General features: G+C 66.2%; 22 protein-coding genes and 1 tRNA gene. 13 read left to right on the top strand and 10 right to left on the bottom strand.

From position 1 onward, the window contains the following. Nucleotides 1-10: 10 nt before the first annotated feature. The 4 genes from rplS (at nt 11) to leuB (ending at nt 3,817) form a co-directional block, all read left to right on the top strand. Nucleotides 11-385 (top strand): 50S ribosomal protein L19, encoded by a 375-nt coding sequence (gene rplS / locus SIL87_RS16510; RefSeq protein ID WP_319615228.1) that lies wholly within the window; start codon nt 11-13, stop codon nt 383-385. A 231-nt stretch (nt 386-616) separates the two neighbouring features. After that, the gene (gene leuC / locus SIL87_RS16505) at nt 617-2,017 is read left to right on the top strand and encodes a 3-isopropylmalate dehydratase large subunit (RefSeq protein ID WP_319615227.1); all 1,401 of its coding nucleotides are present in this window, start codon (nt 617-619) and stop codon (nt 2,015-2,017) included. Continuing rightward, the gene (leuD, locus tag SIL87_RS16500) at nt 2,017-2,637 is read left to right on the top strand and encodes a 3-isopropylmalate dehydratase small subunit (protein WP_319615226.1); all 621 of its coding nucleotides are present in this window, start codon (nt 2,017-2,019) and stop codon (nt 2,635-2,637) included. Before leuC ends, leuD begins: the two co-directional genes overlap by 1 nt. 67 nt (nt 2,638-2,704) lie before the next feature. Further along, nucleotides 2,705-3,817 carry a 3-isopropylmalate dehydrogenase gene (gene leuB, locus SIL87_RS16495; protein WP_319615225.1) on the top strand — a complete coding sequence of 371 codons (1,113 nt, stop codon included), beginning with the start codon at nt 2,705-2,707 and terminating at the stop codon, nt 3,815-3,817. Nucleotides 3,818-4,044: 227 nt separating this feature from the next. On the opposite strand, the gene SIL87_RS16490 is transcribed toward leuB, so the two are convergent. The 5 genes from SIL87_RS16490 to SIL87_RS16470 all read right to left on the bottom strand — a co-directional run bounded on the left by SIL87_RS16490 (nt 4,045) and on the right by SIL87_RS16470 (nt 8,325). Beyond that, entirely contained in the window at nt 4,045-4,377 is a 333-nt protein-coding gene (locus SIL87_RS16490; RefSeq protein WP_319615224.1) for a helix-turn-helix domain-containing protein, read from the bottom strand. 114 nt (nt 4,378-4,491) lie between these two features. Further along, the gene (locus tag SIL87_RS16485) at nt 4,492-5,898 is read right to left on the bottom strand and encodes a glutamate decarboxylase (protein ID WP_319615223.1); all 1,407 of its coding nucleotides are present in this window, start codon (nt 5,896-5,898) and stop codon (nt 4,492-4,494) included. Between the two features lie 89 nt (nt 5,899-5,987). Beyond that, entirely contained in the window at nt 5,988-7,247 is a 1,260-nt protein-coding gene (locus tag SIL87_RS16480) for a transcription antitermination factor NusB (protein WP_319615221.1), read from the bottom strand. A 24-nt stretch (nt 7,248-7,271) separates the two neighbouring features. Continuing rightward, nucleotides 7,272-7,347 (bottom strand) — tRNA-Ala (locus SIL87_RS16475). 54 nt (nt 7,348-7,401) lie between these two features. Beyond that, nucleotides 7,402-8,325, bottom strand: coding sequence for a formate/nitrite transporter family protein (locus tag SIL87_RS16470; protein ID WP_319615219.1), 924 nt, complete (start codon nt 8,323-8,325; stop codon nt 7,402-7,404). A 204-nt stretch (nt 8,326-8,529) separates the two neighbouring features. On the opposite strand from SIL87_RS16470, the gene SIL87_RS16465 reads away from it, so the two are divergent. Together SIL87_RS16465 and folD are read left to right on the top strand one after the other, a co-directional pair. Next, nucleotides 8,530-8,835 carry a YggT family protein gene (locus tag SIL87_RS16465; RefSeq protein ID WP_319615218.1) on the top strand — a complete coding sequence of 102 codons (306 nt, stop codon included), beginning with the start codon at nt 8,530-8,532 and terminating at the stop codon, nt 8,833-8,835. After that, nucleotides 8,832-9,677: a bifunctional methylenetetrahydrofolate dehydrogenase/methenyltetrahydrofolate cyclohydrolase FolD gene (folD, locus tag SIL87_RS16460; protein WP_319615217.1), complete on the top strand. Its 846-nt coding sequence runs from the start codon at nt 8,832-8,834 to the stop codon at nt 9,675-9,677. The genes SIL87_RS16465 and folD overlap by 4 nt, the downstream gene beginning before the upstream one ends. Before the next feature lie 49 nt (nt 9,678-9,726). Here folD and SIL87_RS16455 read toward each other — a convergent pair whose 3' ends face one another. Then, the gene (locus SIL87_RS16455) at nt 9,727-11,076 is read right to left on the bottom strand and encodes a lytic transglycosylase domain-containing protein (protein ID WP_319615215.1); all 1,350 of its coding nucleotides are present in this window, start codon (nt 11,074-11,076) and stop codon (nt 9,727-9,729) included. Nucleotides 11,077-11,351: 275 nt separating this feature from the next. Between SIL87_RS16455 and SIL87_RS16450 the strand changes: the two genes are divergently transcribed. The 5 genes from SIL87_RS16450 (at nt 11,352) to SIL87_RS16430 (ending at nt 16,044) form a co-directional block, all read left to right on the top strand. Continuing rightward, nucleotides 11,352-11,777, top strand: coding sequence for a hypothetical protein (locus tag SIL87_RS16450; RefSeq protein WP_319615214.1), 426 nt, complete (start codon nt 11,352-11,354; stop codon nt 11,775-11,777). 44 nt (nt 11,778-11,821) lie between these two features. Beyond that, nucleotides 11,822-12,841, top strand: a complete 1,020-nt coding sequence (locus SIL87_RS16445) for an ABC transporter permease (protein ID WP_319615213.1) — start codon at nt 11,822-11,824, stop codon at nt 12,839-12,841. Nucleotides 12,842-12,845: 4 nt separating this feature from the next. Then, nucleotides 12,846-13,667 carry an ABC transporter ATP-binding protein gene (locus SIL87_RS16440; protein WP_319615212.1) on the top strand — a complete coding sequence of 274 codons (822 nt, stop codon included), beginning with the start codon at nt 12,846-12,848 and terminating at the stop codon, nt 13,665-13,667. Between the two features lie 54 nt (nt 13,668-13,721). Beyond that, nucleotides 13,722-14,924 (top strand): 3-oxoadipyl-CoA thiolase, encoded by a 1,203-nt coding sequence (gene pcaF / locus SIL87_RS16435; protein WP_319615211.1) that lies wholly within the window; start codon nt 13,722-13,724, stop codon nt 14,922-14,924. A 124-nt stretch (nt 14,925-15,048) separates the two neighbouring features. After that, nucleotides 15,049-16,044, top strand: coding sequence for a FliM/FliN family flagellar motor switch protein (locus SIL87_RS16430; protein ID WP_319615210.1), 996 nt, complete (start codon nt 15,049-15,051; stop codon nt 16,042-16,044). Between the two features lie 61 nt (nt 16,045-16,105). Here the strand turns inward: SIL87_RS16430 and SIL87_RS16425 are convergent, their stop codons facing one another. Genes SIL87_RS16425 through SIL87_RS16415 form a run of 3 tightly spaced genes read right to left on the bottom strand, consistent with a single transcriptional unit; the run spans nt 16,106 to nt 18,294 of the window. Beyond that, the gene (locus SIL87_RS16425) at nt 16,106-17,302 is read right to left on the bottom strand and encodes an FAD-dependent oxidoreductase (RefSeq protein ID WP_319615209.1); all 1,197 of its coding nucleotides are present in this window, start codon (nt 17,300-17,302) and stop codon (nt 16,106-16,108) included. Beyond that, on the bottom strand, nt 17,299-17,988 hold the full coding sequence (locus SIL87_RS16420; RefSeq protein WP_319615208.1) for a DUF6969 family protein: 690 nt from the start codon (nt 17,986-17,988) through the stop codon (nt 17,299-17,301). Before SIL87_RS16420 ends, SIL87_RS16425 begins: the two co-directional genes overlap by 4 nt. 3 nt (nt 17,989-17,991) lie before the next feature. After that, nucleotides 17,992-18,294: a hypothetical protein gene (locus tag SIL87_RS16415; RefSeq protein WP_319615207.1), complete on the bottom strand. Its 303-nt coding sequence runs from the start codon at nt 18,292-18,294 to the stop codon at nt 17,992-17,994. Nucleotides 18,295-18,415: 121 nt separating this feature from the next. Between SIL87_RS16415 and SIL87_RS16410 the strand changes: the two genes are divergently transcribed. Together SIL87_RS16410 and SIL87_RS16405 are read left to right on the top strand one after the other, a co-directional pair. Continuing rightward, entirely contained in the window at nt 18,416-19,810 is a 1,395-nt protein-coding gene (locus SIL87_RS16410) for an MFS transporter (RefSeq protein ID WP_319615206.1), read from the top strand. Then, a complete protein-coding gene (locus SIL87_RS16405) occupies nt 19,803-21,557 on the top strand; it encodes a radical SAM protein (RefSeq protein ID WP_319615205.1) in 1,755 nt (584 codons plus the stop codon). The genes SIL87_RS16410 and SIL87_RS16405 overlap by 8 nt, the downstream gene beginning before the upstream one ends. Before the next feature lie 161 nt (nt 21,558-21,718). On the opposite strand, the gene pepN is transcribed toward SIL87_RS16405, so the two are convergent. Continuing rightward, nucleotides 21,719-24,382 (bottom strand): aminopeptidase N, encoded by a 2,664-nt coding sequence (gene pepN / locus SIL87_RS16400; RefSeq protein ID WP_319615204.1) that lies wholly within the window; start codon nt 24,380-24,382, stop codon nt 21,719-21,721. Between the last annotated feature and the right edge of the window lie 63 nt (nt 24,383-24,445).

The following is a 24,445-nucleotide window of genomic DNA, read 5'->3' as shown; positions in this document are numbered from 1 at the left end:
GACAAACCCCATGAACGTCATTCAGACGATCGACGCCGAACAGATCGCCAAACTGAGCGAAACCCGAGCTATCCCGACCTTCCAGCCGGGCGATAACCTGCGCGTCTCCGTGCGGGTCAAGGAAGGCGAACGCACCCGTATCCAGGCATTCGAGGGCGTGTGCATCGCGCGGTCCAACCGCGGGATCAACTCCAACTTCACCGTGCGGAAAATCTCGTACGGCGAAGGAGTCGAACGCGTGTTCCCGCTCTACTCGCCCAACGTCACCGAAATCGCGGTGACCCGCCGGGGCGATGTCCGCCGCGCGAAACTCTATTACCTCCGCGGCCGCCGCGGTAAATCGGCACGCATCGCCGAAGCCGCACGTGAGACGCCGGCGGCTTGAGGCGGCTAGAAAGGCAAGGGGCGCTGCCCCTTGACCCCGCTGGGGCCTTAGGCCCCAGACCCCGGTAGTTTCAGATGAGAGGGGGCATCAATTCCGTTGCCTTTCAAAGGGCGTCGCAAGCCCCCTCTCATCTGAAACTAATGAGGTCCAGGAACTGAGTTCCTGGCGGGGGGCCAGGGGGCAGAGCCCCCTGGCCTTGCTACTCCCCTCAAACCACCGGAGGACTCTCGCATGGCTTCGACGTTGTTTGACAAGATCTGGCAGGCGCATGTGGTTGATGTGATGCCGGATGGGACTGCGGTTTTGTATATTGATCGGCATCTTGTGCATGAGGTGACGTCGCCGCAGGCGTTTGAGGGGTTGCGGCTGGCGGGGCGTTTGGTGCGGCGGGTTGATGCGACGATTGCGGTGGCCGATCATAATGTGCCGACCGAGAATCGTGCGGCGGGGATCGATGAGCCGGAATCGGCGTTGCAGGTGGCGACGCTGGAGCGGAATGTCGTCGAGTTCGGGGTGCCGTATATTCCGGTGACGGACGCGCGGCAGGGGATTGTTCATATCATCGGGCCGGAGCAGGGGATTTCGCTGCCGGGGATGACGATTGTTTGCGGGGATTCCCATACATCGACGCATGGGGCGATGGGGGCGCTGGCGTTCGGGATCGGGACATCCGAGGTCGAGCATGTGCTGGCGACGCAGACCTTGTTGCAGAAGCCGGCGAAGAACATGCTGGTGCGGGTGGATGGGGTTTTGCCGGCTGGGTGTTCGGCGAAGGACATCATTCTCGCGGTGATCGGGCGGATCGGCACGGCGGGCGGCACGGGTCATGTGATCGAGTATGCGGGTGAGGCGATCCGGGCGCTCGACATGGCGGGGCGGATGACCGTGTGCAACATGTCGATCGAGGCCGGGGCGCGGGCCGGGTTGATCGCGCCGGATGATGTGACGTTCGAGTATGTGCGCGGGCGGCCGTTCGCGCCGAAGGGCGAGGCGTTCGAGCGGGCGGTTGCGCATTGGCGCGGCCTGGTATCGGATGAGGGCGCGCATTACGATAAGATGGTGGTGCTGGACGCGGCGGCGTTGGTGCCGCAGGTGACTTGGGGGACCAGCCCGGAGGCGGTGGTGCCGATTACTGGGCATGTGCCCGATCCTGCGGATGAGGCCGATGAGGGCAGGCGGGCGCAACTGGTGCGGATGCTTGAGTATATGGATTTGCGGCCGGGGCAGGCTTTGGCGGGGACGCGGATCGACACCGTGTTCATCGGGTCGTGCACGAATGGGCGGATCGAGGATTTGCGGGCGGCGGCGGATATGGTGCGCGGTCGGCGGGTGGCTGCGCATGTCCGGGCGATGGTGGTGCCGGGGTCCGGGCTGGTGAAGTTGCAGGCAGAGATGGAGGGGTTGGCGGATGTGTTCCGCGCCGCCGGGTTCGAGTGGCGGGAGGCCGGGTGTTCGATGTGTCTCGGTATGAATCCGGACAAGTTGAAGCCGGGCGATCGGTGTGCGAGCACCAGCAACCGCAATTTCGAGGGGCGTCAGGGGCCGGGGGGGCGGACGCATCTGGTCTCGCCTGCGATGGCGGCGGCGGCGGCGGTTGCGGGCGCGCTGGTCGATGCGCGGGAGATGGCGTGATGGAGAAATTCGACCGGTTGCAGGCGATCGCGGCGCCGTTGAAGATGGCGAATGTCGATACCGACAAGATCATTCCGGCGCGGTTTTTGAAGACGATCAAGCGCAGTGGGTTGGGTGTTCATGCGTTTGCCGGGTTGCGGTATCGGGAGGATGGCTCGGAGAATCCGGATTTCGTGTTGAACCGGGAGCCTTACCGGCAGGCGCGGATTTTGATTGCGGGCGAGAATTTCGGCTGTGGGTCGTCGCGCGAGCATGCGCCGTGGGCGTTGCTCGATTTCGGGATCAAATGCGTGATCGCGCCGAGTTTCGCCGATATTTTTTTCAACAACTGCTTCAAGAACGGAATTTTGCCGATCGTGCTGCCGCAGGCGGCGTGCGATGCGTTGATGGCGGATGCCGAGGCGGGCGCGAATGCGCGGATCATCGTCGATCTGGAGGCGCAGAGCGTCTCGCGGCCGGATGGGGAGACGTTCGGTTTCGAGATTGACGGGTTTCGCAAGCGTTGTCTGCTCGAAGGGCTGGACGATATCGGGCTGACGCTGGAGAAGGCCGGGTCGATCGACGCCTACGAGGCGCGTACCGAAGGTGAGCCCTGGTTGCCCGCGATCGAACAGGTCTGATTTCAAAACTTCTCCGGTTCTTTCTGTCGGGAAAGAACTGCTTGCTTCCTACCTTCGAGGAACCGCCATGATCGCGAACAAAAAACTGCTTCTCCTGCCCGGTGACGGCATCGGCCCCGAGGTGATGGTCGAGGCGCATCGGGTGATCGACTGGCTGGGCCGGACCGGGCGGGCGCGGTTCGACATTGCCGAGGATCTGGTGGGTGGCGCCTCGATCGAGGCGCGTGGCACGCCGATCACCGAGGCGGTGATCGAGCGGGCGCTGGAGGCGGATGCGGTGTTGTTCGGGTCGGTCGGGGGACCGCAATGGGACAGCCAGGGGTTCGACAACCGGCCTGAGATCGCGATTCTGGAGTTGCGCAAGCGGTTGGGATTGTTTGCCAATCTGCGTCCGGCACCGGTGTTCGATGCGCTGGTCGATGCGAGCCCGTTGAAGGCGGAGATCGTGCGGGGGCTCGATCTGATGATCGTGCGGGAGGCGACGGGGGGGATTTACTTCGGTGAGCCGCGCGGGATCGAGACGCTGGCGGACGGTACGAAGCGGGGGATCAATACCGAGGTTTATACCACGGCCGAGATCGAGCGGGTGGCGCGGGTGGCGTTCGAGCTGGCGCGCAAGCGCGCCGGGCGGGTGACCAGTGTGGAGAAGGCGAATGTGATGGAGAGCGGGCTGCTGTGGCGGCAGACCGTGACCGCGCTCGGGGCGGCGGAATATCCCGATGTGCAGCTGTCGCACATGTATGCCGATAATTGCGCGATGCAGCTGGCGAAGAATCCGCGCCAGTTCGATGTGATCGTGACCAGCAATCTGTTCGGGGACTTATTGTCCGACCTAGCTTCGATGCTGACCGGCTCGCTCGGGATGCTGCCGTCGGCGACGTTGGGGGCACCGGATGCAAGCGGGCGGCGGCATGCGCTGTATGAGCCGATTCATGGCTCGGCGCCGGATATCGCGGGCAAGGGGCTGGCCAATCCGCTCGCGCAGATTCTGAGTCTCGCGATGTTGCTGCGGTATTCGTTCGACATGCAGGAGGATGGCGCGTTGATCGAGCAGGCGGTCGCGGGGGTTCTGGCGAGCGGGATGCGCACGGCGGATATATTGCAGCCGGGGACGGCGCGGATCGGGACGCGGACGATGGGCGATGCGGTGTTGCGGGAACTCGATAAACTGGCGGGATAACAGCCCCTAATTGCAGAAGTATGGAGGACCACAATCTAACGGTGTGTTTGTTATCTGGAATGTATTGTAAATCAACATATATTTGGCCCGAAACTAACGGGCGTTAAGTGTGCCTATGAAATTCTCGTGGTGCGAACATGACTTTTTGGAAATCATTCGATCATCTGGCGATAATCTTTCGGAAGTTGTAACGTTCTGATGGTGACTGTTACAATACTTGCGGTCCGCTAGCTGCGGGCGAGGCGTTTGGCGGTGCGGAGGAGTATCTGGCGGTCTTCCGGGGCGCAGGCGCGGTAGAGACGCATCAGCGCCAGCTCGTCGCCCTGCAACGACCCGGTTTCGCCCGAAACGAGGTAGGCGAGCGAGGTTCCGAGAACTTTTGAGATTCTTTCAAGGTTTTCACGAATTTGCCCGGCGCGGTCGGTCTCCCATTGGGCAATCGCGGAGCGGGAGACGCCGAGTTGCGCGGCGAATTCGTCCTGGGTCAGGTTGTTCGCGAGGCGCAAGGCCCTGATCCGCTGACCAACCGAATCCGTGGTGACTTGTTTCTTTCCTGACATGACATGTTCATACCGATTCTATGCGTCGATGACCAGCGTTTGTTATCGTGTTAGGTGCGGTATTCTGTCCTGAATCGTAACTTTGAAACGTCTGCATGGCGCTGGAACGTCCAATTATCTGCCTGAATGATCGAAACCTTGATGGTCGGGCGGATTTTGCTGCGTGGCAGGGGGATTTGTCTGAAAATGATGAACGGCGTCCTCGATGTCGGCGATCAATCGGGACCCGAGATCTTCAGTGAAGCCGTGGCGGATGAGGATGCGTTGCACGACGAGATCGGTGCGGTCGGCGGGCATCGCGTAGGCGGGCACCTGCCAGCCCCGCATGCGCAGCCGGTCCGCCAGGTCGTAGAGGGTGAATCCGGGTTCGGCCCGATCGGCGAAGGTCCAGCAGATCGCGGGCAGGGCGGTGCTGCCGTCGTGGATGAGGCGGAACAGGCCCATGCCATCGAGCGCGCGGGCGATGGTGGTCGTGATCTCGGCGCTCCGGGTGAGGATGGCGCGATACCCCTCGCGCCCCAGACGGGTGAAATTGTAATACTGGCAGATGATCTCGCCGCCGGGGCGGGAGAAATTGAGCGCGAAGGTCGGCATGTCGCCGCCGAGGTAGTTGACGTGGAAGGCGAGCTCGTCGGGCAGGTCCGCGCGGGTGCGCCATAGCGCCCAGCCGACGCCGAGCGGGGACAGGCCGAACTTGTGGCCGGAGGCGTTGATCGATTTCACCCGTTCGAGGCGGAAATCCCAGTGCAGGTCGGGCGTCGTGAAGGGGGCGATGAAGCCGCCGCTCGCGGCATCGACATGGATCGGGATATCGAGGCCGGTGCGGGATTGCAGATCGTCGAGGGCGGCGGCGATGGCGGCGACCGGTTCATACTGGCAGGTGAAGGTGACGCCAAGGGTGGGGACCACGCCGATCGTGTTTTCGTCGCACCGGGCGAGCGCGGTTTCGGGGGTGAGGAGCAGGCGGTCGCCAGCGAGCGGCACCTCGCGCAGCTCGACATCGAAATAGCGGGCGAATTTGTGCCAGCAGACCTGAACCGGGCCGGTGACGATGTTCGGGCGGTCGCCGGGTTGGCCGGCTGCGGCGCGGCGGGCGCGCCAGCGCCATTTCAGGGCGAGGCCGCCGAGCATCGCGGCTTCCGACGAGCCGGTGGTGGAACACCCGATCGCGGTGGCCCCGTCCGGTGCGTTCCAGAGATCGGCGAGGAGGCGGACGCAGCGTGCCTCGATTTCGGCGGTCTGGGGATATTCGTCCTTGTCGATCATGTTCTTGTCGATGCAGTCGGCCATCAACGCGGACACTTCGGGCTCGGTGAAGGTGGTGCAGAAGGTGGCGAGGTTCTGTTTGGAATTGCCGTCGAGCATCAATTCGTCGCGGATCGCCTGATAGGTGGCGCGGGGCGGGGCGATCCGGTCGGGGAAATGCGTGGTGGGCAACGCGATGCCGAGATCGGGGGCGTCGGGGTAGGGGCGCGTGCCATGATGGCGGGCGTGGCGCGGGGTGCGGCTGTACAGGGCCATCGGCGTGCTCCTCGGGGGTTAGGAGCGGATATGGCGTTGGCGGGTGCCGGTTGCACTCACATCATGTTGAGGCGTCCGGCGGAGAGGTCTCAGGCGGGACGCGTCAAGCGGGCGGCGTAGAACCCGTCCATGCCGCCCCATTCGGGCCAGAGGCCGGGATGGGTGCGCAGGTCGCCCTGCGGGGTGATGGCGGTGGCGAGGCCGGGAACGTCCTCGGCGGCGAGCGGCGCGCGGATCAGGCCGAGACGGGCGCAGGCGGCAGCGACGCGGCCATGCCCTTCCTCGTCCTGCAACGAGCAGACCGCGTAGACCAGCGTGCCGCCGGGGGCGAGCATGGCGGAGGCGGCATCGAGCAGGCGGTCCTGCATCGCGGCGCAATCGTCGATATCGGCGGGGCGGCGGAGATGCGGGATTTCGGGGTGGCGGCGGATCGTGCCGGTGGCCGAGCAGGGGGCGTCGAGCAGGATGGCGTCGAAAGGCTGGTCGGGACGCCAGGCGAGGGCATCGGCGGTGACGACGTCGACATCCATGCCCATCCGCGCGCAGTTCTGGCGCAGCCGGTCGAGCCGCCGTCCGTCGCGGTCGAGCGCGGTGACGCGCGCACCGGCGGCGGCGAGCTGCATGGTCTTGCCGCCCGGGGCGGCGCAGAGGTCGAGCACGCGGCGGCCCTTCACATCGCCGAACAGGCGGACGGGCATTGCGGCGGCGGCGTCCTGCACCCAGAGCGTGGCGCCGGTGAAGCCGGGCAGGGTCGTCACGTCGGTGCCGGTGGGCAGGCGGATCGTGGCGTTCGGCAGGATGATGCCGCCTTCGGGAGGCTCGCTGCCCGGCAGGATCGACAGGTCGAGCGGAGCTTCGGCGCGATGGGCCACGGCGATCGCACGGGCATCCTTGCCCCAGGAGGCCCAGAGCCAGGACGGGGTATCGAGCCGGGGCTGGTCGAAAGCGTCGAGCGTGGCGGGGCCGGCGGCGGTGACGCGGCGGAGTACCGCGTTGACCAGACCGGCGAATTTGCCCATGCCGACCGCGTGGGCGAGAGCGACCGAGGTGCTGACCGCCGCATGGGGCGGCGCGCCGAGAAACAGCGCCTGGGCGGCGCCGATTCGCAGGACATGGCGGATTTTCGCCGGGGGGGCCTTGGTCAGATGGGTTTCGAGGGCGGCGTCGAGCGTGCCGAGATGGCGCAACACGCTGGCGGCGATGCGGTGGCCGGCGGCGCGGTCACGCGCGGGGACATCGCGTTTGCCGAGTTGGTCGATCGCCTGATCGAGCGGGCGGTGCTTGTCGAGCACGGCGCTGAGCAGCGCGAAGGCGGCGTCGCGGGTGGGGTCGCGATCAATCTCGTCCATCGGAAACCTTTTGCGGGAGCGGGATGGTGGAGCTGAGGGGAATCGAACCCCTGACCTCCTCATTGCGAACGAGGCGCTCTCCCAACTGAGCTACAGCCCCATCCCGGCCCCGCGCATCGCGCACCCGGGGCGATAAGTCAAGCCGGTCGTGCGCTCAGGATGAAATCGGGCGCGGGGTCCGGAGTTTCACGATGGCGGTGAACACCAGGATGACGCAGACCGTGCCGCCGATCAGATTGCCCGCGCCGGAGAGAATTTCGTTGCGGAGCAGCCCGTAGCGGCCGAAGCCCCAGGTCAGCGCGGCGAGGGGGCCATTCGCAGCCAGGGGATGGCCGATCACCTGGGCGAGTTTTCCCTGCATGAGCAGGGGGAACCCGATGAAACCGATATTGGCGATGCAGTGCTCGGTCATGCCGGCGACGAAGGCGAAGGGGCCGTAATAGGCGAGCATCATGCGCCCGACATCGGTGCGCGCCTTGAAATAAAGGAACATCGCGGTTTGCAGGAACCACGTGCAGATGATCCCGAGGGCAAAGACCGACATGCCGTCCGGCGCGGTTTTAGCGATGGCGATCGCGTGCGCGCGCAGCAGGAATACGGGTGTGCCGTAGGGACCGGCACCGATCGCGATCACGCCGATGAAGGCGAAGGCACCGAGGATGTTGCCGATCCATCCCACTGCCATGAACCCTAGATAGTTCGGGAGCGACATCAGACGCTGGGTGACCGCGACGAAGCCGGCTGCCATGTCCGACGTGATCAGGGTGGTCTGCGAGACCATGATCAGGACAAACGAGAAGCCGAACACGAGGCCGCTGATCAGATTGGCAAGGCCCGGTGTCGCGATCCCGGCGCTGACCGCGATCGCGAGCACGACGCCGAAGCCGACCATGGCGCCGCCGGCGATCGCCTGGAAGAAGTAGCTGGCGGGGAACAGCCATTTGCGGACCGCGATGGCCGCCAGCCGGTCGAGCGTGGTTTCGATCGAGTGGGGCTCGAACGGATCGGCGTCATGCAGGGCGTGAGGCTGAGGGACCGGACCCTGGGGGGCCAAAGTCAGATTATCGATCGTGTTCAACTTTTGACCTTTCCGTTGGAATGTCAGCAGTCCGAGCACGGGCTTTCCTGATCCGGCCTTGAGACACCGGTTGTTGGCGTTGCTAGCGCGTATATGCCGGCGAGGGCAAGCCTGTTGCATGATGGCGCGTGGGCGGCGGTCGGAGGGGCGCATTGCGCGATCGCGCGGGCTTCGCTAACCCGGCAATGACCAATGGAGGCATCAATGCTCGCAGCCGTGTTCTGGTTTCTCAACGAGATCATCCAGATCTATATCTATATCATGATCGCCGCGGCGATTTTCAGCTGGTTGCTCGCGTTCGGCGTGCTCGATACCCGCAATCGGATCGTCTACCGGATCGAGGATTTCCTGATCCGGGCGACCGAACCGGTGCTTGCCCCGTTCCGGCGGTTCATTCCGTCGATTGGCGGGATCGATATTTCGTTCATCATCGCCTTCCTGTTGCTGCGCGCGTTGCAGATTTTCCTGGCCGGGCTTTACGGGCATCTCGTGGTGATGGGCTACCAGTGACCGCGCGGATCATCGACGGCAAGGCGGTTGCGGCGGAGTTGCGCGCGGCCGTGGCGGGCCGGGTCGCGACGCTCGGCTACCGGCCGGGGCTGGTGGTCGTGCTGGTCGGCGATGACCCGGCGAGTGCGGTCTATGTCCGTAACAAGGATCGCGCGGCACACGGGGCGGGGTTCGAGTCGCGGACGATCCGCCTGCCGGCGGCGACCAGCGAGGCCGAATTGCTCGCGGTGATCGCCGGGCTCAACGACGATCCGCAGACCGACGGGATTCTGGTGCAGTTGCCGCTGCCGCGCCATATCGCGACGGCGGCGATCATTCGGGCGATCGATCCGGCCAAGGATGTCGACGGGTTTCATCCCGAGAATGTCGCGGCGCTGGCGCTGGGCGCGCCCCGGCTGGTGCCGTGTACCCCGCGCGGGGTGATGCGGCTGCTGGAGGTTTCGGGCACGCCGGTCGCCGGGCGGCGGGCGGTGGTGCTGGGGCGATCGAACATCGTGGGGCGGCCGATGGCGGCGCTGCTGCTTTCCGCCGATGCGACGGTGACGATCGCCCATTCGCGCACCCGCGATATCGCAGCGGAATGCCGGCGCGCGGAGATTTTGATTGCGGCGGTCGGACGCGCCGAAATGGTCAAGGCGGAGTGGATCGGGCCGGGGTCGACGGTGATCGATGTCGGCATCAACCGGACCGAAGCGGGAACGCTGGTGGGGGATGTGGATTATCAGGCCGCGCGCGAGGTGGCCGGGGCGATTACGCCGGTGCCGGGCGGGGTCGGGCCGATGACGATCGCCTGCCTGCTGGAGAATACCCTCGACGCTGCGATCGCCCGGCGCTCGTGCTGAGCGGCTTCCCCCGTTTTTTGTCAAATGCGGCGAGCGTTGCCCGCTGCGGTCACTGGGCGGCGGGAGAGAGCACTTCGCAGCCGGTCGGGCCGTGGTTGAGGCGCTGGCAGGCGGCGATCGCCTGCTGGTGCGGCAGGTCGACGAAGCGGGCGCGGTAGAACAGGCCGTGCGCGGTGGTGATCGACTGGACGACCGCCTGACCCTTGATCAGCGAGGAGACCGCCGAAAGCTCGGCGATGCCGAGAGCGGCCTTGGCATGGGCCGGCGTATCATACGCGCCGACCTGGATGCCCCAGCGAGTGCCGGTGCCGAGATTGCCGGACGGTGCCGGAGCGGCGTGGCGGGCGGGCTGCTCGATCGGCGGGGGGGTGGCGGCTTCGGCGGTCGGGATCAGGGAGAATCCGGTATCGTGGTGGACCGGCGGCATGACGCGGGCGGCGGGCGGGGTGTAGCGCGCGCGTTCGACCACCGGCGGCGGCGAGATCGTGGCCATCTGGACCGGGGCGCGCTGCGGCACGGGTGGGGGCATGGGGGGCGCGGCGGGGCGCGGTGCGACCGGTGCGGCGGCCATTTCCATTTTGGGACTGATCATGGCGGTTTCGACCCGCGGCGCGGCGGGGCGGCCGATCACCGGGTTGGGGAGCGGGCCATTGGCCGCGAGCTGGATCGCGTTGAGCGATTCGGTCGAGCTATCCTGATAGCCGGGGCGCAGACCCGGGCGGATATGGGCCGGCATGGCGTTCATCGCGAGATCGACGGCGGCGGGCTGGCTGGCCGGATAGACGCCTTCGATGTTCGGCGCGATCATCGCGACATACTGGCGGGTCTGGTTCGGCAGGGGTTCCTTGTAGTCGAGATAGGAATCGAGCCGCCCGGGCCCGGCATTGTAGGCGGCGAGGAAGCCGGGCGAGCCGTAGATCTGGTACATTTCATGGATGTAGGCGGTGCCGGCCATGATGTTGTTGTACGGGTTGTAGGGGTCCGACCCCAGGCCGTAGCGGGCGGCCATTTCGCGGTAGGTTTCCGGTTCGAGCTGCATCAGGCCCATGGCGCCGGCATAGGAGACCGTGAGATGGCCGTTCATGTATTCGTGCCCGCCGGATTCGACGCGCATGACCTGGCGGATCCAGCGGGTGGGAACGTCGAACCGGGCCGAGGCCTGTTCGATATAGGGGCCCCAGGGGTCGCTCGGCGGGCCGGGCGGGTTGTAGTTGCCGGGGGATTTGGCTGCGTAATTCGCGGCCTGCTGGGTGGGCGGCAGGCTGGATTGGTGGGAGGCGCAGGCGGACAGCAGGGCGAGCGCGGCGACGCCGCCACATTTCAGGGCAAGGTTTCGGGTGCGCGAGAGGGTCGTGGCGGAGGGGGCAGTGCTGATCGCCAGTGTCGCGCTTTGAGTCACTCTGAAGTCTCCCGTTCGGCGGCATGCGATGCCGTCTGCCGTGTCGTTTCGCATCGTTTTCGTGCACCGGTGCCCGATGCTGACGGGGGCCGTGCACGTTCCGCCGCAAGCCTCGAACGGCGAATTAAAGTCAGGCCATAAACCCCTAACTTAATGGTGATTTCAAGGCAACCTCGAATGTGCCGGGATCACGAATTTGATGGCGCGGGAACGGCGATTGCGCCGCATGTGATTGGCGGGTGGCGCGATCGGGCCTATGTGGATGAGGAGTTCTGTTGGCCCGCCGGGGCCTGATGGGGGTTTCGATGCTCGATCCGTTCCGCCTGCAAGATGTGCCGCATCGCGCGTCGACCGGCGCGCTGGTCGCCGCGATGGTTGCGGTTGCGGTGCTCGGCGGGTGTGCCGCGCAACACGCGGGAGCGGTCGCGGTGGCGCCGGTTGCGACCCGGACCGGGACAATCGTGTCGTCGCGCACCGTCATGCTCCAGATCGGCGGGGCGGAAGGCGGCGTGCTCGGGGCGCTCGGGGCACCGGCGAGTGCCGGGGAGACTTTGGCCCCGGCGACCGAATTCATCGTGCGCGAGACCGACGGGCGGGTGATTTCGGTGATGCAGCCGCAGCCGACCTCGCTTCATCCCGGTGAGCGCGTGGCGATCATCAGCGGTGTGACGACGCGGCTGATGGCGCTGCCGTCGGGTTGAGCGGCACCTAAAATCGCGGCAAGTTTAGCGTTCGGGATCATGCTTTGGTTGAAGCGCCCCGCCGGTTCCTGTATCGCGGCATGATGAGCACGACGGCAACGCGGCCCACTCCCGACACCATAACCCCGGATCCGGCTGCAGCGAACGCGCTATCGGCGGCCGGTGCCGTGCCGGACCCGTTGCCGATACCGGCGGCGTCGGACGAGGGGACGCTGCTCAACCGGCGCGATGCGCATCTGGTGATCACCGCCGGGGTCGGTTGGGGCGGACTGATCGTGCAGGCCTGGCGCGATCTCGCCGAGACCTGGAGCCTGCGCCGGCTGATCTGGACGCTGGCCTTCCTCGACATCAAGCTGCGCTATCGCGGCTCCCTGCTCGGGCCGTTCTGGCTCACGCTGTCGACCGCGGTGATGATCGCCGCACTCGGCTTTGTTTATTCGCATCTGTTCAAGACCGATCTGCACACATATCTGCCGTTTCTGTCGCTCTCGCTGGTGTTGTGGAACAATTTCATCACCTCGACCGTGACCGACGCCTGTGTTTCCTACACCTCGGTCAACACCACGATCCACGCGATGCGGATGCCGCTGTCGATGCATGCGGCGCGGTCCGTGGTGCGCAATGTGATGGTGCTGGCGCATTCGATTATCGTGATCGTGGTGGTGTTCGCGCTGGAGGATACCTGGCCCGGGCATATCGCGCTGCTGTCGATCCCGGCGTTCCTGCTCTGGCTGGTCGATGGGATGGCGGTGTCGGTGCTGCTCGGCGGGTTCTGTGCGCGGTTTCGCGATGTGCCGCCGATCGTGGCGAGCATCATGCAGATCGCGTTTTTCGTCAGCCCGATCATCTGGAGCCCGCAGATTTTGAAGGATCGGGGCATCGGGGTGATCCTGCTGAACTGGAACCCGTTCTATTCGTTGCTGGAGATCGTGCGGGCACCGTTGCTCAATCAAATACCGTCGATGGCGACGTGGGATTCGGCCCTGGGCTATTCGGCGGGGCTGATCGCGATTTCGGCGTTGTTTTTCATCCGCTCGCGCGGCCGTATCGCGTTCTGGGTCTGATCCGATGGCCATGATCCGTGCCGACGGGCTCTCGATCGATTTTCCGCTGTATCATGGCGAAAGTCGCAGCCTCAAGAAGACCATGTTCGCGGCGGCGTCCGGGCGCGGTCGTCTTGGGGCGGATGCGCGCAACCGCATCGTGGTTCAGGCGGTGCGGAACGTCGATTTCGAGCTGAACTCCGGCGATCGGCTCGGGCTGGTCGGCTCGAACGGGGCCGGCAAGACCACGCTGTTGCGGACCCTGGCCGGGATTTATGAACCGAGCGGCGGGCGGATCACGATCGATGGCGCGTTGTCCGCTTTGCTCGATGCCGGGCAGGGGATGAACCCGGATCTAACCGGGCGCGAGAATATCCGCCTGCGCGGCCTGTTCAGCGGGTTGAAGGCCCCGGAGATCGCGCGGTTGCAGGACGATGTCGCCGCTTTTGCCGAATTGTCGCATTTCATCGATCTGCCGGTGCGGATCTATTCCTCGGGCATGCTGGTGCGGCTGGGGTTTGCGCTGGCGACCGCGATCCGGCCCCAGATTTTGTTGATGGATGAATGGATTCTCGCCGGCGATGCCGCCTTCATGGGGCGGGCACGCCAACGGCTGGAAACAATGGTGCGCGGGGCCGAGATTCTGGTGCTGTCGAGCCATTCCGCCGATGTCATCATGCAGTGGTGCAACCGGGTGATCTGGATGGAGCAGGGTCAGGTGCGCGCCGATGGCACGCCGGACGAGGTGCTGGGCCAGTATCTGCCGCCGGATCAGTTCCTGCAGGCGAAGGCGGCGATCGCGGTGCGGGCCGAGACTTCGGCCGCAGCGGCGGCACAGGCCGCCTGAGCGCGCGATCAGGCCGACGCTTGCGCTGGTGGCCGGTGGGTTTATTCCAGCGGGATGACCGAAGCATTCATTTGTGAGTATCGCCGCTCGCCGTTCGGGCGTTATGGCGGGTCGCTGTCCGGGGTTCGCCCGGATGATCTGGCGGCGGGGCTGATTGCGGCGCTGGTGGCGCGGTGTCCTTCGCTCGATCCGGCGGCGATCGATGAGGTGGTGCTCGGCTGCGCCAATCAGGCGGGTGAGGATAATCGCAACGTCGCGCGGATGGCGGGATTGCTGGCCGGGTTGCCGGAGACGGTGCCGGGGGTGACGATCAACCGGTTATGCGGCTCCGGGCTCGATGCGCTCGGCACGGCGGCACGGGCGATTCGCGCCGGGGAGGCCGAACTGGTCGTGGCCGGCGGGGTCGAGAGCATGAGCCGCGCGCCGTTCGTGATCGGCAAGGCGGGGGAAGCGTTCAGCCGCGATGCCGCGATGTTCGACACCACGATCGGCTGGCGCTTCGTCAATCCTGGCTTCGCGGCGCGGTTCGGGACCGACTCGATGCCGGAGACCGCCGAAAACGTGGCGGCATCGTTCGGGGTGAGCCGGGCGGATCAGGACGGGTTCGCGCTGGCGAGCCAGCGTAAATGCGCGGCGGCGATGCAGGGAGGATTTTTCGCGGGCGAGATCGAGCCGGTGACGATCAGGACGCGGAAGGCGGAGCACCGGGTATCGGCTGACGAACACCCGCGCCCCGAGACGACTCTGGCGGGGCTTGCTGCCTTGAAGGCACCGTTTCGTGACGGGGGAAGCGTGACCGCGGGCAATGCCTCGGGCATCAATGACGGGGCGGCGATGCTGCTGGTGGCGAGCGAGCCGGTGGCGCGACGGTTCGGGTTGACCCCGCGCGGGCGGATCGTGGGGATGACCACGTCGGGCGTAGCACCGCGCCTCATGGGCATTGGGCCGGCGCCGGCGATCGAGAAACTGATGGCGCGGACCGGGTTGGGGCTGGCGGATATCGATGTGATCGAACTCAACGAGGCCTTTGCCGCTCAGGCCCTCGCGGTGACGCGCCGGCTCGGGCTGGCCGATGACGATGCGCGGATCAATCCGCATGGCGGGGCGATCGCGCTGGGCCATCCGCTCGGCGCCTCGGGGGCGCGGCTGGCGGGCACCGCGTTGCGGGCTCTGGAGGCGAGCGGGGGACGGCGCGCGGTGGCGGCCATGTGCATCGGGGTCGGGCAGGGGATCGCGTTGATGATCGAACGCGTTTGACCGGGCGGGTTGGATAAAATCGGCGGCTGGGGCCGGGCGGGTTAACCGGCGGTTAAGGTTTATCGGCGATACTTCGCGTTATCGGGTTCGGTGTTCGGGCCGGCGGGTGGCGGGAGGAGTACGCATGTCGAATGCCGAAGCGGAACAGGCGGAGTCGCTGCTGGGGCAGGACGAGATCGACATGATTTTCGGCACCGATGCGGGGAAGGTCGCGGCGGATGAACCGGCGCCGATCAGCCGGCTGATCCATGGCACGGCGGTGCGTTACGAACGCCTGCCGATGGCCGAGATCGTGTTCGAACGCCTCTCGCGGATACTGGGGACGAGCCTGCGCAACCTGTTTCAGGACAATGTCGAGGTGCGGCTGGCAGATTTGGCGTCGCAGCGCCTCGCCGACAGTTTCCCCGCGATCGGGGCGGCCTCCCTGCTGGCGGTGTTCCGGGCGCGCGAGTGGGATAACCTTGGTGTGATGGTGATCGATTACGACACCATCTATAATCTGACCGAAATCCTCCTGGGCGGGCGCAGTGTCGTGCCGAACCGGCCACGTTTCATGCGACCGCTCACCTCGATCGAGCGGAATCTGACCGAGCGGATGATCCGTCTGGTTCTGCATGATCTCACCGAAAGTTTCGCGCCGATCTGTGCCGTGACGTTCGAGTTGGAACGCACCGAGACCGATCCGCGCTTCGCCTCGGTGGGGCGGAATGCCGGGGCGGCGCTGACCGCACGGATCGGGTTGACCACGGCGAACCGCAACGGTTCGGTCGGCATCATCCTGCCCTATGCGACGATCGAACCGGTGCGCGAATTGCTGCTGCAGCAGTTCATGGGCGAGAAATTCGGGCGTGATTCGATCTGGGAGGCGCATCTGGCCGACGAACTCTGGCACACCGACATCGAGCTCGAAGCGGTGCTCGATCAGCAGACCATGAAGCTGAGCGCGCTGATGGCGCTGAAGGAAGGCGATGTGATGCCCCTCGATGCGCCGAAGGGGGCGGCGATTGCGCTGCGCTGTGGCGATGTCGATCTGTTCAATGCGCGGATCGGGGTGCGCAACGGGCGGATCGCCGCAGAGATCGGCAATGCGATCGATCCGGCCGCGCGGCGCGGTGGGTGAGGGCGAATGGCGCGGGCTCGGGTGCGAGGCCGGTCTTGCCGTGTCAATCGGGCTCGACGCGTCAATCGACCCGGTAGCGGCGCATGAACCGCCGGTCGATCCGGTCTTTCCAATGCCAGAGAAGCCGGGCCTGAAAGCTCCAATTGCCCCGTGTAGCGATCACGTTCCGCTCGCCGGTGGTGATCAGCGCGAGGGCGCTTCGTTGCGGGCGGTAAGGGCGCAGGGGCCGGTCCTGAAGGGCGCGGCGCAGATTATCCGCGAGCGGTGGGCCCTGGCGCACGGCGTAAACCCCCGATTTGGGCCGCTGATCGCCGCTCATCGTCGCGATATCCCCTGCGGCGAAGACCGAGGCGTGGGAGATCGAACGCAGATGGCGCGTGACGGCGATGAAACCGTCCGGTGTCAGCGCGAGGCTGGTGCGGCGCAGCCAGGGCGCGGCGCTGGCGCTGGTGACCCAGAGCACGGCATCGAAATCGGCGATGCTGCCGTCTGCCCGGCGGAGGCGGCCATCGCCGAGCCCGGTAACGTCCTCGCCGGTGATGACCGTGATGCCGCGGGCGGCGAGCACGGTGGTGAAGCGGTGCCCAGCAGAGGCCGCGTGCTGTGGCAGGATGTGCGGGGCGCGGCCGAACAGGGTGAAGGCGGGCGGGGGAATGGCGGTCGCCGCGGTCGCAAGCAGCGCATTGAGGCGGTATTGCATGGCGAGAACCATTTCGACCCCCCCGGCCCCGGTTCCGACGACGGCGATGCGGAGTTGCGCGGGCGAGGTACAGGCATGGGCGCACAGATCGGCCCATTGGCCGAGAAAACGCCCGATCGGCTTGACCGCGATGTCGGCGTGGATGTCGGCGTGGATGGGGGCGTGGATGCGCGCGCGATCGGTTTCGTTGGGTTCCCTGGGCGCGTCGAGGCCGGCGGCGGGGCTCGACCCGATATTGAGGGAGACGATATCGTAGCGGTACATCGCGCCGCTGCGGCAGAGCACGGCGCGGGCGGCGGGATCCAGCCCGATCGCTTCGTCCTGAACGAATTCGGCCCGGGCGGCGCGGCAGAGCGGCGCGAGATCAATATGGGTTTCATCGAAGCTGTAACGCCCGGCGACCAGGCCGGGCAGCATGCCGGAATAAGGGGTGTAGCGGTCGCGCCCGATCAGCACGATCCGCACGCCCGCCATCGGACGGCGCGCGAACCGGCGCAGCACCTCGACATGGCTGTGGCCACCGCCGATCAGGACGAGGGTGCGCGAAGATGGGGTCAAACGGTTCGGGTTCCGACCATTGCAGGATCGGTGCCGGTCTCGGGGATCAGGCTTCGCAGGTCGGCGAGGCGAGCGGGCAGGTCGATCGGCAGGGATGAGGTGATTTCGAGATCGCGGTGCTCAAAGGCCTCGACATGCGGGCCAAGTTCGGCCTGGGCAGCGGCGATTCTGGCATCGCGCGCGGTGAGGAGGGCGGCTATTTCCGTCGCATACAGGATCAGGAGCGCATCGATCACCCGGCTGGCTGGTGCGGTGCCGCGCAGACGGAGGCGTCGGGCGAGAGAAATCGCCGCCGGGGCCGGAAGGAAATCCTCGCCGGTGACCCAGCGGTTGGTGGTGAACAGCCCGCACGGGCGGCCGCAGGGGTCGAGTGCGATGGCGATCAGATGATGGATCGGTGGCATCCCGGCGCCATTGGGCCGGGCGAAGACGTGGATGTGGCCGATCTCCGATGCTCCGGCATTGATCCGGTTGCTGGAGTGCGCATTATGCGCATGGAAATAATACTGGCAGCCGGAAGCGGAATCGAACACGTCCGGAGCCGGATAGTGGGCCTCGGCGATGAATCTCCGGCCCCTGATGAAATTGGCGGCGAGATTGCTGCCGCGATCCTCCAGGCGGCGCAGCGCGGTGACCAGCCGGGCCGCTGCCGCGAGTTGCCGCGCTGGGGATCGCGCTGCCTCCATGCCTCAGTTGGCGGCGCAGGGATGCGCGGTCTTGCCCGCCGATTTACCGGTTTTCGAGGCGCGGACCGGGGATTTTTTCATCGCGCCGCTCATCTGGCTTTTGCCGTGTGCCGGTTTGCACGGGGTTTTCGCCGGCGTGCCCATGTCCATGCCCGCGCAGGGATTGGAACTCGTTGCGGCTTCGGCGGGCGCGGCGGCGACCATCCCGGCGATGGCGACGGCAGAGCCGAGCATCAGGGCGGAACGGGACAGATTGCGGGTACCCGCGCGGTGGCCCGCTTTGCGGTCAGCTTTGTCGTGGTTCATGGACGGGTCCTTCCTGAAAACGATTGTGACATGATATATTCGCGATCCCTTCATCTACCAGTCGGGAAGCCGCTTTGCCATCCGGCAGGTCGGATCGTTTCGCGCTCAGGAGACGTCACGCATGAACGCTGCGCCATCCGATCCGCGCTCCGATCGGGACCTGCTCGAAACCCTGTCCGAATTGCGATGGAACCGGTTTCATACCGTGGTGGTCCTGCTGTTCGGGCTGGGCTGGGCGCTCGATGCGTTCGAGGTCACGCTGATCGGCAATGTGCTGGGGGCGCTGCGCCAGCATTTCGGGCTCGGCGCCTATGCGATGTCGTTCATCCTCGCGGCGTGGTTTGCCGGGTTGATGCTGGGGGCGAGCGGGTTCGGGCTGCTTTCCGACCGGTTTGGCCGGCGGCGGGTGTTTCTGGCGAGCCTCGTGCTTTACGGGGTGGCAACGCTGGCGACCGCGTTCGCGCCCGATTTCGCCAGCCTGATCGCGCTGCGGCTGATCGCGGGGATCGGGGTTGGGGCGGAGTATTCCGCCATCAATGCGGCGATCGCGGAATTGATGCCGCGCAAATCACGGGGGCGGGCTTCGGCGCTCGTGCTCAATTTCTGGCCGGTGGGAAGTTTCGCTGCGGCGGTGCTGGCGTGGCTGGTGCTGTCGGCTTTGCCGCCGGATATCGGCTGGCGGGTGGTGTTCGGCCTCGGGGGGATGATCGCGCTCTCGGCGGCGTGGTTCCGGCGGTATCTGCCGGAAAGCCCGCGCTGGCTGATCGCGGCGGGGCGGGGCGATGAAGCGCGGACGGTGATCGCGGGGATCGAGGCCGGGCTGACCGATATCCGCCCGGCAATGGTCGCACCTTTGCATCATCGGGTCCGGCGCGAGGCCGGTCAGTTCGCGACGCTGGTGCGCGATTATCCGGGCCGCCTTGCGCTCGGCGCGTTGCTAGATTTCGCGGAAGCGTCAGGGTATTACGGGTTGTTCGCGTTTCTGCCGATCGTGGTGCTGCCGGCGCTCGATCTGCCGGCAGACCGGTTGCCGGTCTTCTATCTGGTCGGCAGCGTGGGCGCGCTGATCGGCGGGTTCGCGGCGGCCTTCCTGCTCGATCGGTTGGGCCGGAGCGTGACCGTGGCCGGATTCTACCTCGCCACGGCGGCGGGACTGGTCGGGTTCGCCGCGATCACCGGATTGGGCGCGGGGGCGATCATGGTGGGGTTCGCGCTGGTCAATCTGCTGGCGACCGGCAGCTGGATTGCGGCCTATCCGACATTTTCCGAATTGTTTCCGACCCCGCTGCGCTCGACCGGGATCGGCGCGTCGGTCGCGATCGGGCGGATCGGGGCGGCGATGTCGCCGTTTCTGGTCGGGTATGTCGGAGCCCGCAGCATGCAGGCGGCCCTGATCATGCTGGCGGGGTTCTGGACGCTGGGGGCGATTGCGATCCTGATCTGGCGATGGGGCGGCGGGGTCGAGGCACGCGGGCTCGGGCTGGAGCTGATCGATGGCGTCGTGCAGAATGGCTGACGCGGTTCTGGACGCGGTGGATGGGCCGGTGCTGTTATTCGGCGGCCCCTACAGCAATTTACCGGCGACGCGCGCGGTGTTCGCCGCTGCGGCGGACCACGGGATTCCGGCCGGGCGGATGATCTGCACTGGCGATGTGGTTGCTTATGGGGCCGATCCCCAAGCCTGCGTCGAGCTGATCCGGGCGCGGGGCGTTGTTACGGTGATGGGCAATTGCGAGGAGCAGCTCGCGGCTGATGCGCCGGATTGCGGCTGCGGCTTCGCGCCCGGATCGGCGTGCGATACCGCTGCTTCGGCCTGGTTCGGGTTCGCGCGCGCCCGGATCGACGGTGATGCGCGGCGCTGGATGGCGCAACTGCCGCGACGGGTCGATCTGCTGATCGCAGGGCGGCGCTTCGCGGTGGTTCATGGCGCGCCGAGCCGGATCAACCGCTTCATCTTCGCCTCCGATCCCGATGCGGTGTTCGCGGCGGAGTTCGATGCCGTGGCACCGGTGGATGGGGTGATCGCGGGACATTGCGGGTTGGGGTTCACGCGCGGGATTGGCGGGCGGATCTGGCATAATGCCGGAGCGATCGGCCTGCCGGCGAATGATGGGACGCCGCGCGGCTGGTATTCGGTGCTGACGCCGCAGGGCGATGGGTTGCGGATCGAGACCTATCCGCTCGCCTATGATCACCGCGCTGCCGCCGAGGCGATGCGCGTGGCCGGGCTGCCGGATGATTACGCCACGGCGATCGAAACCGGGATCTGGCCCAGCCTCGACATCCTGCCGCTGCCCGAACGCGCGGCGACCGCGATGGCGCGGCGCAGCGATCGCGTCGATCTGCCGGGGGCGGTGCCGGATACGGCGATGGCGGAGACCGATGCCGTAGTGGCCCCCGATGCGCTGGAGACGCTGTGGGTCAATACCGGGACCTTATGCAACCTCACCTGCGCGGGATGCTACATCGAGAGCAGCCCGACCAATGACCGCCTGGCCTATTTCGGATTGGCCCCATTCCAGACCCTGCTCGACGAGGCACGACGCGATCATCCCGCATTGCGCACGATCGGGCTGACCGGGGGCGAGCCGTTCATGAACCCGGCGATCATGGCGATCATCGGGTCGGCGCTGGCGGGTGGTTACGACGTGCTGGTGCTGACCAATGCGATGCGACCGATGCAGCGGCATATGGCCGCGCTGATCGCCTTGCGTGAGGAGTGCGGATCACGGTTGCAAGTGCGGGTATCGCTCGATCATTTCACCGCGTCGGGGCATGAGGCGTTGCGCGGCAAGGGGGCGTGGGCGCCGGCCATCGCGGGTGTGCGCGCGCTCGTTGAAGCGGGGTTCAAGCCCTCGGTGGCGGCGCGGTTCGATCCGGCGGTCGAGGATGAACTGACCACTCGGGAAGGGTTTGCCGCTTTGTTTGCGCGGGAAGGATTTGCGATCGAGGCCGTCGACCCGGCGCAATTGGTTCTGTTCGCAGAGATGAGCCGCGATCATAGTGTGCCGGGGGTGAGCGCCGCCGCGTGGCGGGCGCTGCGGGCGCACGGCGCGGATGCAATGTGCCGGACCGCGCGCATGGCGGTGCAGCGGCGGGGCGAGACGGCGGCGACGATCGTGGCCTGCACTTTGTTGCCCGAAGAGGAGCGGTTTTCATTGGGGCGCACGCTGGCCGAGGCGATGCGGCCGGTGCGGCTCGATCATCCGTATTGCGCGCAGTTCTGCGTGTTCGGGGCGTCTTCGTGCATGACGGCGCGGTGAGGAAGGAAGCACTTCTTTTTTTGTAAAAAAAGAAGCAAAAAAACTTCTGATCTTCTGGGCTTTCACTGCTGAAAACACCCCAGACCCAAACCAACAAAAGTTTTTTGCTTCTTTTTTACAAAAAAGAAGTCCTTGTTTACTTTTAAATTCTCAGATTTGCCTTACCCATGGCGTGCGCGTGTCGCCATTTCGCGGGCGTTGGGCGAGAGTGTGTTCGCAGCCAGAATCCGGTCCAGGGCGGCACGCATCTTGTCCTGACGGGCAGGGTCGTAGCGTTGCCAGCCAGCGAAGACTTCGACGGTGCGGGCGGCGATCTGGCGGTTGACCTGATCGATCGCGAGGATCATGCGGGCGACGAAATCGTAGCCTGCGCCGTTGGCGGCGTGGAAGCGCAGGGGATTGGCCATGCCGAAGGCGCCGACCAGAGCGCGGACGCGGTTGGGGTTTTTGAGGTCGAAATCCTGGTGGTGGCTGAGGGCTTCGATGCGTTCGATCGCGTCCGGCGCGGTCGACAAGGCCTGGATGCGGAACCATTTATCGGTGACCAGAGCGTCGTCGCGCCATTTGGCGTGGAAGGCGGCCAGGGCATCGTCGCGTTCGGGGGTTGCGGTATCCGCGAGCAAGGCAAGGGCGGCGAGAACCTCGGTCATGGTGGGGGCGGCGCGGGTTTGTTCGAGGGCGAGGGTGATGCCGGTGGCGGGATCGGCGGCCATCAGGTAGGCGAGGGTGATGTTGTGCAGCGCGCGGCGCCCGACGCTGGCGGGGTCGGTGCTGAAGCTGCCGGTCGTGCCGGTCCGGGCGTAGGTGGCGCGGAAGCGTTCGATCATGGCCTGGCCGATCGCGGCGCGGGTTGCGGTCTGGACCGCGTGGATCGCATCGGGATCGACGATGGCCATCCGGGCGGCGAGGTCTTCGGCGCTGGGCAAGGTCAGCATCCGGGCGGCGAGGGCGGGGTTGGTGTCGGCGAGGCCGAGGGCGGCGCTCATCGCCTCGCGCAGGCCGGAATCGAGGGTGAAGCTCTCGCCGCGCTGTTCTCCGGCGATGGCATCGAGCAGGATCTGCGTGGCGTGTTCGTGCCCGGCCTCCCAGCGGTTGAACCCGTCGGTGTCGTGGGCGGCGAGGGTGGCGAGCTGGGCGCGGCTGTAGCCGGTGAGGCGGACCGGGGCGGAAAAACCGCGCAGGAGCGAGGGCGTGGGTTCTGCGGCGACATCCGTGAAGGTGAAGCGGGCTTCGGCGGCGTCGAGCATCAGGAGCCTCGTGCCCATGACGGGTTCGGCTTCGCCGTGCAGGCGGGTCGGGGTTTCATCGCCGTTCGGGCCGAGCAGGCCCATGGCGACCGGGATGACGAAGGGGGTGCTGGCGGGCTGGTTGGTGGTGGGCGGCAGGCTCTGGCGGAGGGTCAGGTGGTATTGGCGCGCTGCGGCGTCGTAGCGTCCCTCAAAGGACAGGTTCGGGGTGCCGGACTGGTCGTACCAGCGCATGAAACCGGTGAAGTCGAAGCCTGAGGCCGCATGCATCGCGGCGACGAAATCCTCGATCGTCGCGGCGGTGTTGTCGTGGCGTTCGAAATAGATGTCGATCCCGCGGCGGAAGGCCTCGCGCCCGATGATGGTGCGGATCATCCGGACGACTTCGGCACCTTTTTCATAGACGGTCGCGGTGTAGAAATTGTCGATCTTGCGATAGGCGGGCGGACGGACCGGGTGGGCGAGCGGGCCGGCATCCTCGGGGAACTGGCGGAAGCGGAGCATCTTGACGTCATCGATCCGCGACAGGCTCGCTTCGGTGGTGTCGGCCCCGTATTCCTGATCGCGGAAGACGGTGAGGCCCTCCTTGAGCGAGAGCTGGAACCAGTCGCGGCAGGTGATGCGGTCGCCGGTCCAGTTATGGAAATATTCATGGGCGATGACGCGGTCGATCCGCTGGTAGTCGGAATCGGTCGCGGTATCGGGGCGGGCGAGAACGAGGGAGGTGTTGAAGATGTTGAGGCCCTTGTTTTCCATCGCCCCCATGTTGAAATCGGAAACGGCGGCGATGTTGAAGATGTCGAGGTCGTATTCGAGGCCGAAAGCGGTCTCGTCCCAGCGCATTGAACGTTTCAGGCACTCCATCGCGTGGGCGACGCGGTCTTCATCGCCGCGCCGGACATAGATGCCGAGGGCGACCGTGCGGCCGGAGGCGGTGGTGAAGGTGTCGTGCACCGATTCGAGGTCGCCCGCGACGAGGGCGAACAGATAGGAGGGTTTCGGGTGGGGATCGACCCATTTGACCCAGTGCCGCCCATCCGGATTGGTGCCGCGATCGACCGGATTGCCGTTGGAGAGCAGGACCGGGTAGCGCGCGGCATCGGCGATCAATGTGGCGCTGTAGCGGGCCATCACGTCCGGGCGGTCGGGGAAGAAGGTGATGCGGCGGAAGCCTTCGGCCTCGCACTGGGTGAAGAAATCGCCGCCCGACACGTAGAGGCCGGAGAGCTCGGTGTTGCGATCGGGTGCGATGGTCACGGTGGTGTCGAGGGTGAAATCATCCGGCACGCCGGTGAGCGTGAGCATGTGATCCGCGATGGTGAGTTGGGCCTCGGGGCAGGGTTCGCCGTCGATCGCGACGCTCTCCAGCGTGAGGTCCTCGCCGTCGAGCACCAGCGGGGCGGCGGGGTCGCCATGAGCGGGATTGCGGCGGAGGGCGATGGTGGCGCGGACGCGCGTGGCAGCCGGATCGAGGTCGAAGATCAGATCGACGGTATCGACCAGGAACGCCGGAGGCCGGTAATCGGCGAGGCGGTGTTCGGCGGTGTCGTGCGCGATCGGGGCGGTGTGGTCGGCCATGCTGGTACTCCTTGCGGCATGTTTTGCAGCGCACCGGGGCGTGGCGCAACGCCTGATCGATTG

The organism is Acidiphilium acidophilum (assembly GCF_033842475.1).
GTDB classification, from domain to species: Bacteria; Pseudomonadota; Alphaproteobacteria; order Acetobacterales; family Acetobacteraceae; genus Acidiphilium; species Acidiphilium acidophilum.
Note: the sequence above shows the minus strand (reverse complement) of the source record. Positions and strands in the feature narration are given on the sequence as shown.

Bases quoted from the DNA above. Each gene is read 5' to 3' on its own strand.
- leuC (WP_319615227.1), top strand. From the start codon at position 617: ATGGCTTCGACGTTGTTTGACAAGATCTGGCAGGCGCATGTGGTTGAT.
- rplS (WP_319615228.1), top strand. From the start codon at position 11: ATGAACGTCATTCAGACGATCGACGCCGAACAGATCGCCAAACTGAGC.
- SIL87_RS16465 (WP_319615218.1), top strand. From the start codon at position 8,530: ATGCTCGCAGCCGTGTTCTGGTTTCTCAACGAGATCATCCAGATCTAT.
- pepN (WP_319615204.1), bottom strand. From the start codon at position 24,382: ATGGCCGACCACACCGCCCCGATCGCGCACGACACCGCCGAACACCGC.
- SIL87_RS16490 (WP_319615224.1), bottom strand. From the start codon at position 4,377: ATGTCAGGAAAGAAACAAGTCACCACGGATTCGGTTGGTCAGCGGATC.
- leuB (WP_319615225.1), top strand. From the start codon at position 2,705: ATGATCGCGAACAAAAAACTGCTTCTCCTGCCCGGTGACGGCATCGGC.
- SIL87_RS16480 (WP_319615221.1), bottom strand. From the start codon at position 7,247: ATGGACGAGATTGATCGCGACCCCACCCGCGACGCCGCCTTCGCGCTG.
- SIL87_RS16430 (WP_319615210.1), top strand. From the start codon at position 15,049: ATGTCGAATGCCGAAGCGGAACAGGCGGAGTCGCTGCTGGGGCAGGAC.
- SIL87_RS16440 (WP_319615212.1), top strand. From the start codon at position 12,846: ATGGCCATGATCCGTGCCGACGGGCTCTCGATCGATTTTCCGCTGTAT.
- SIL87_RS16485 (WP_319615223.1), bottom strand. From the start codon at position 5,898: ATGGCCCTGTACAGCCGCACCCCGCGCCACGCCCGCCATCATGGCACG.
- SIL87_RS16410 (WP_319615206.1), top strand. From the start codon at position 18,416: ATGAACGCTGCGCCATCCGATCCGCGCTCCGATCGGGACCTGCTCGAA.
- SIL87_RS16415 (WP_319615207.1), bottom strand. From the start codon at position 18,294: ATGAACCACGACAAAGCTGACCGCAAAGCGGGCCACCGCGCGGGTACC.
- pcaF (WP_319615211.1), top strand. From the start codon at position 13,722: ATGACCGAAGCATTCATTTGTGAGTATCGCCGCTCGCCGTTCGGGCGT.
- SIL87_RS16420 (WP_319615208.1), bottom strand. From the start codon at position 17,988: ATGGAGGCAGCGCGATCCCCAGCGCGGCAACTCGCGGCAGCGGCCCGG.
- leuD (WP_319615226.1), top strand. From the start codon at position 2,017: ATGGAGAAATTCGACCGGTTGCAGGCGATCGCGGCGCCGTTGAAGATG.
- SIL87_RS16405 (WP_319615205.1), top strand. From the start codon at position 19,803: ATGGCTGACGCGGTTCTGGACGCGGTGGATGGGCCGGTGCTGTTATTC.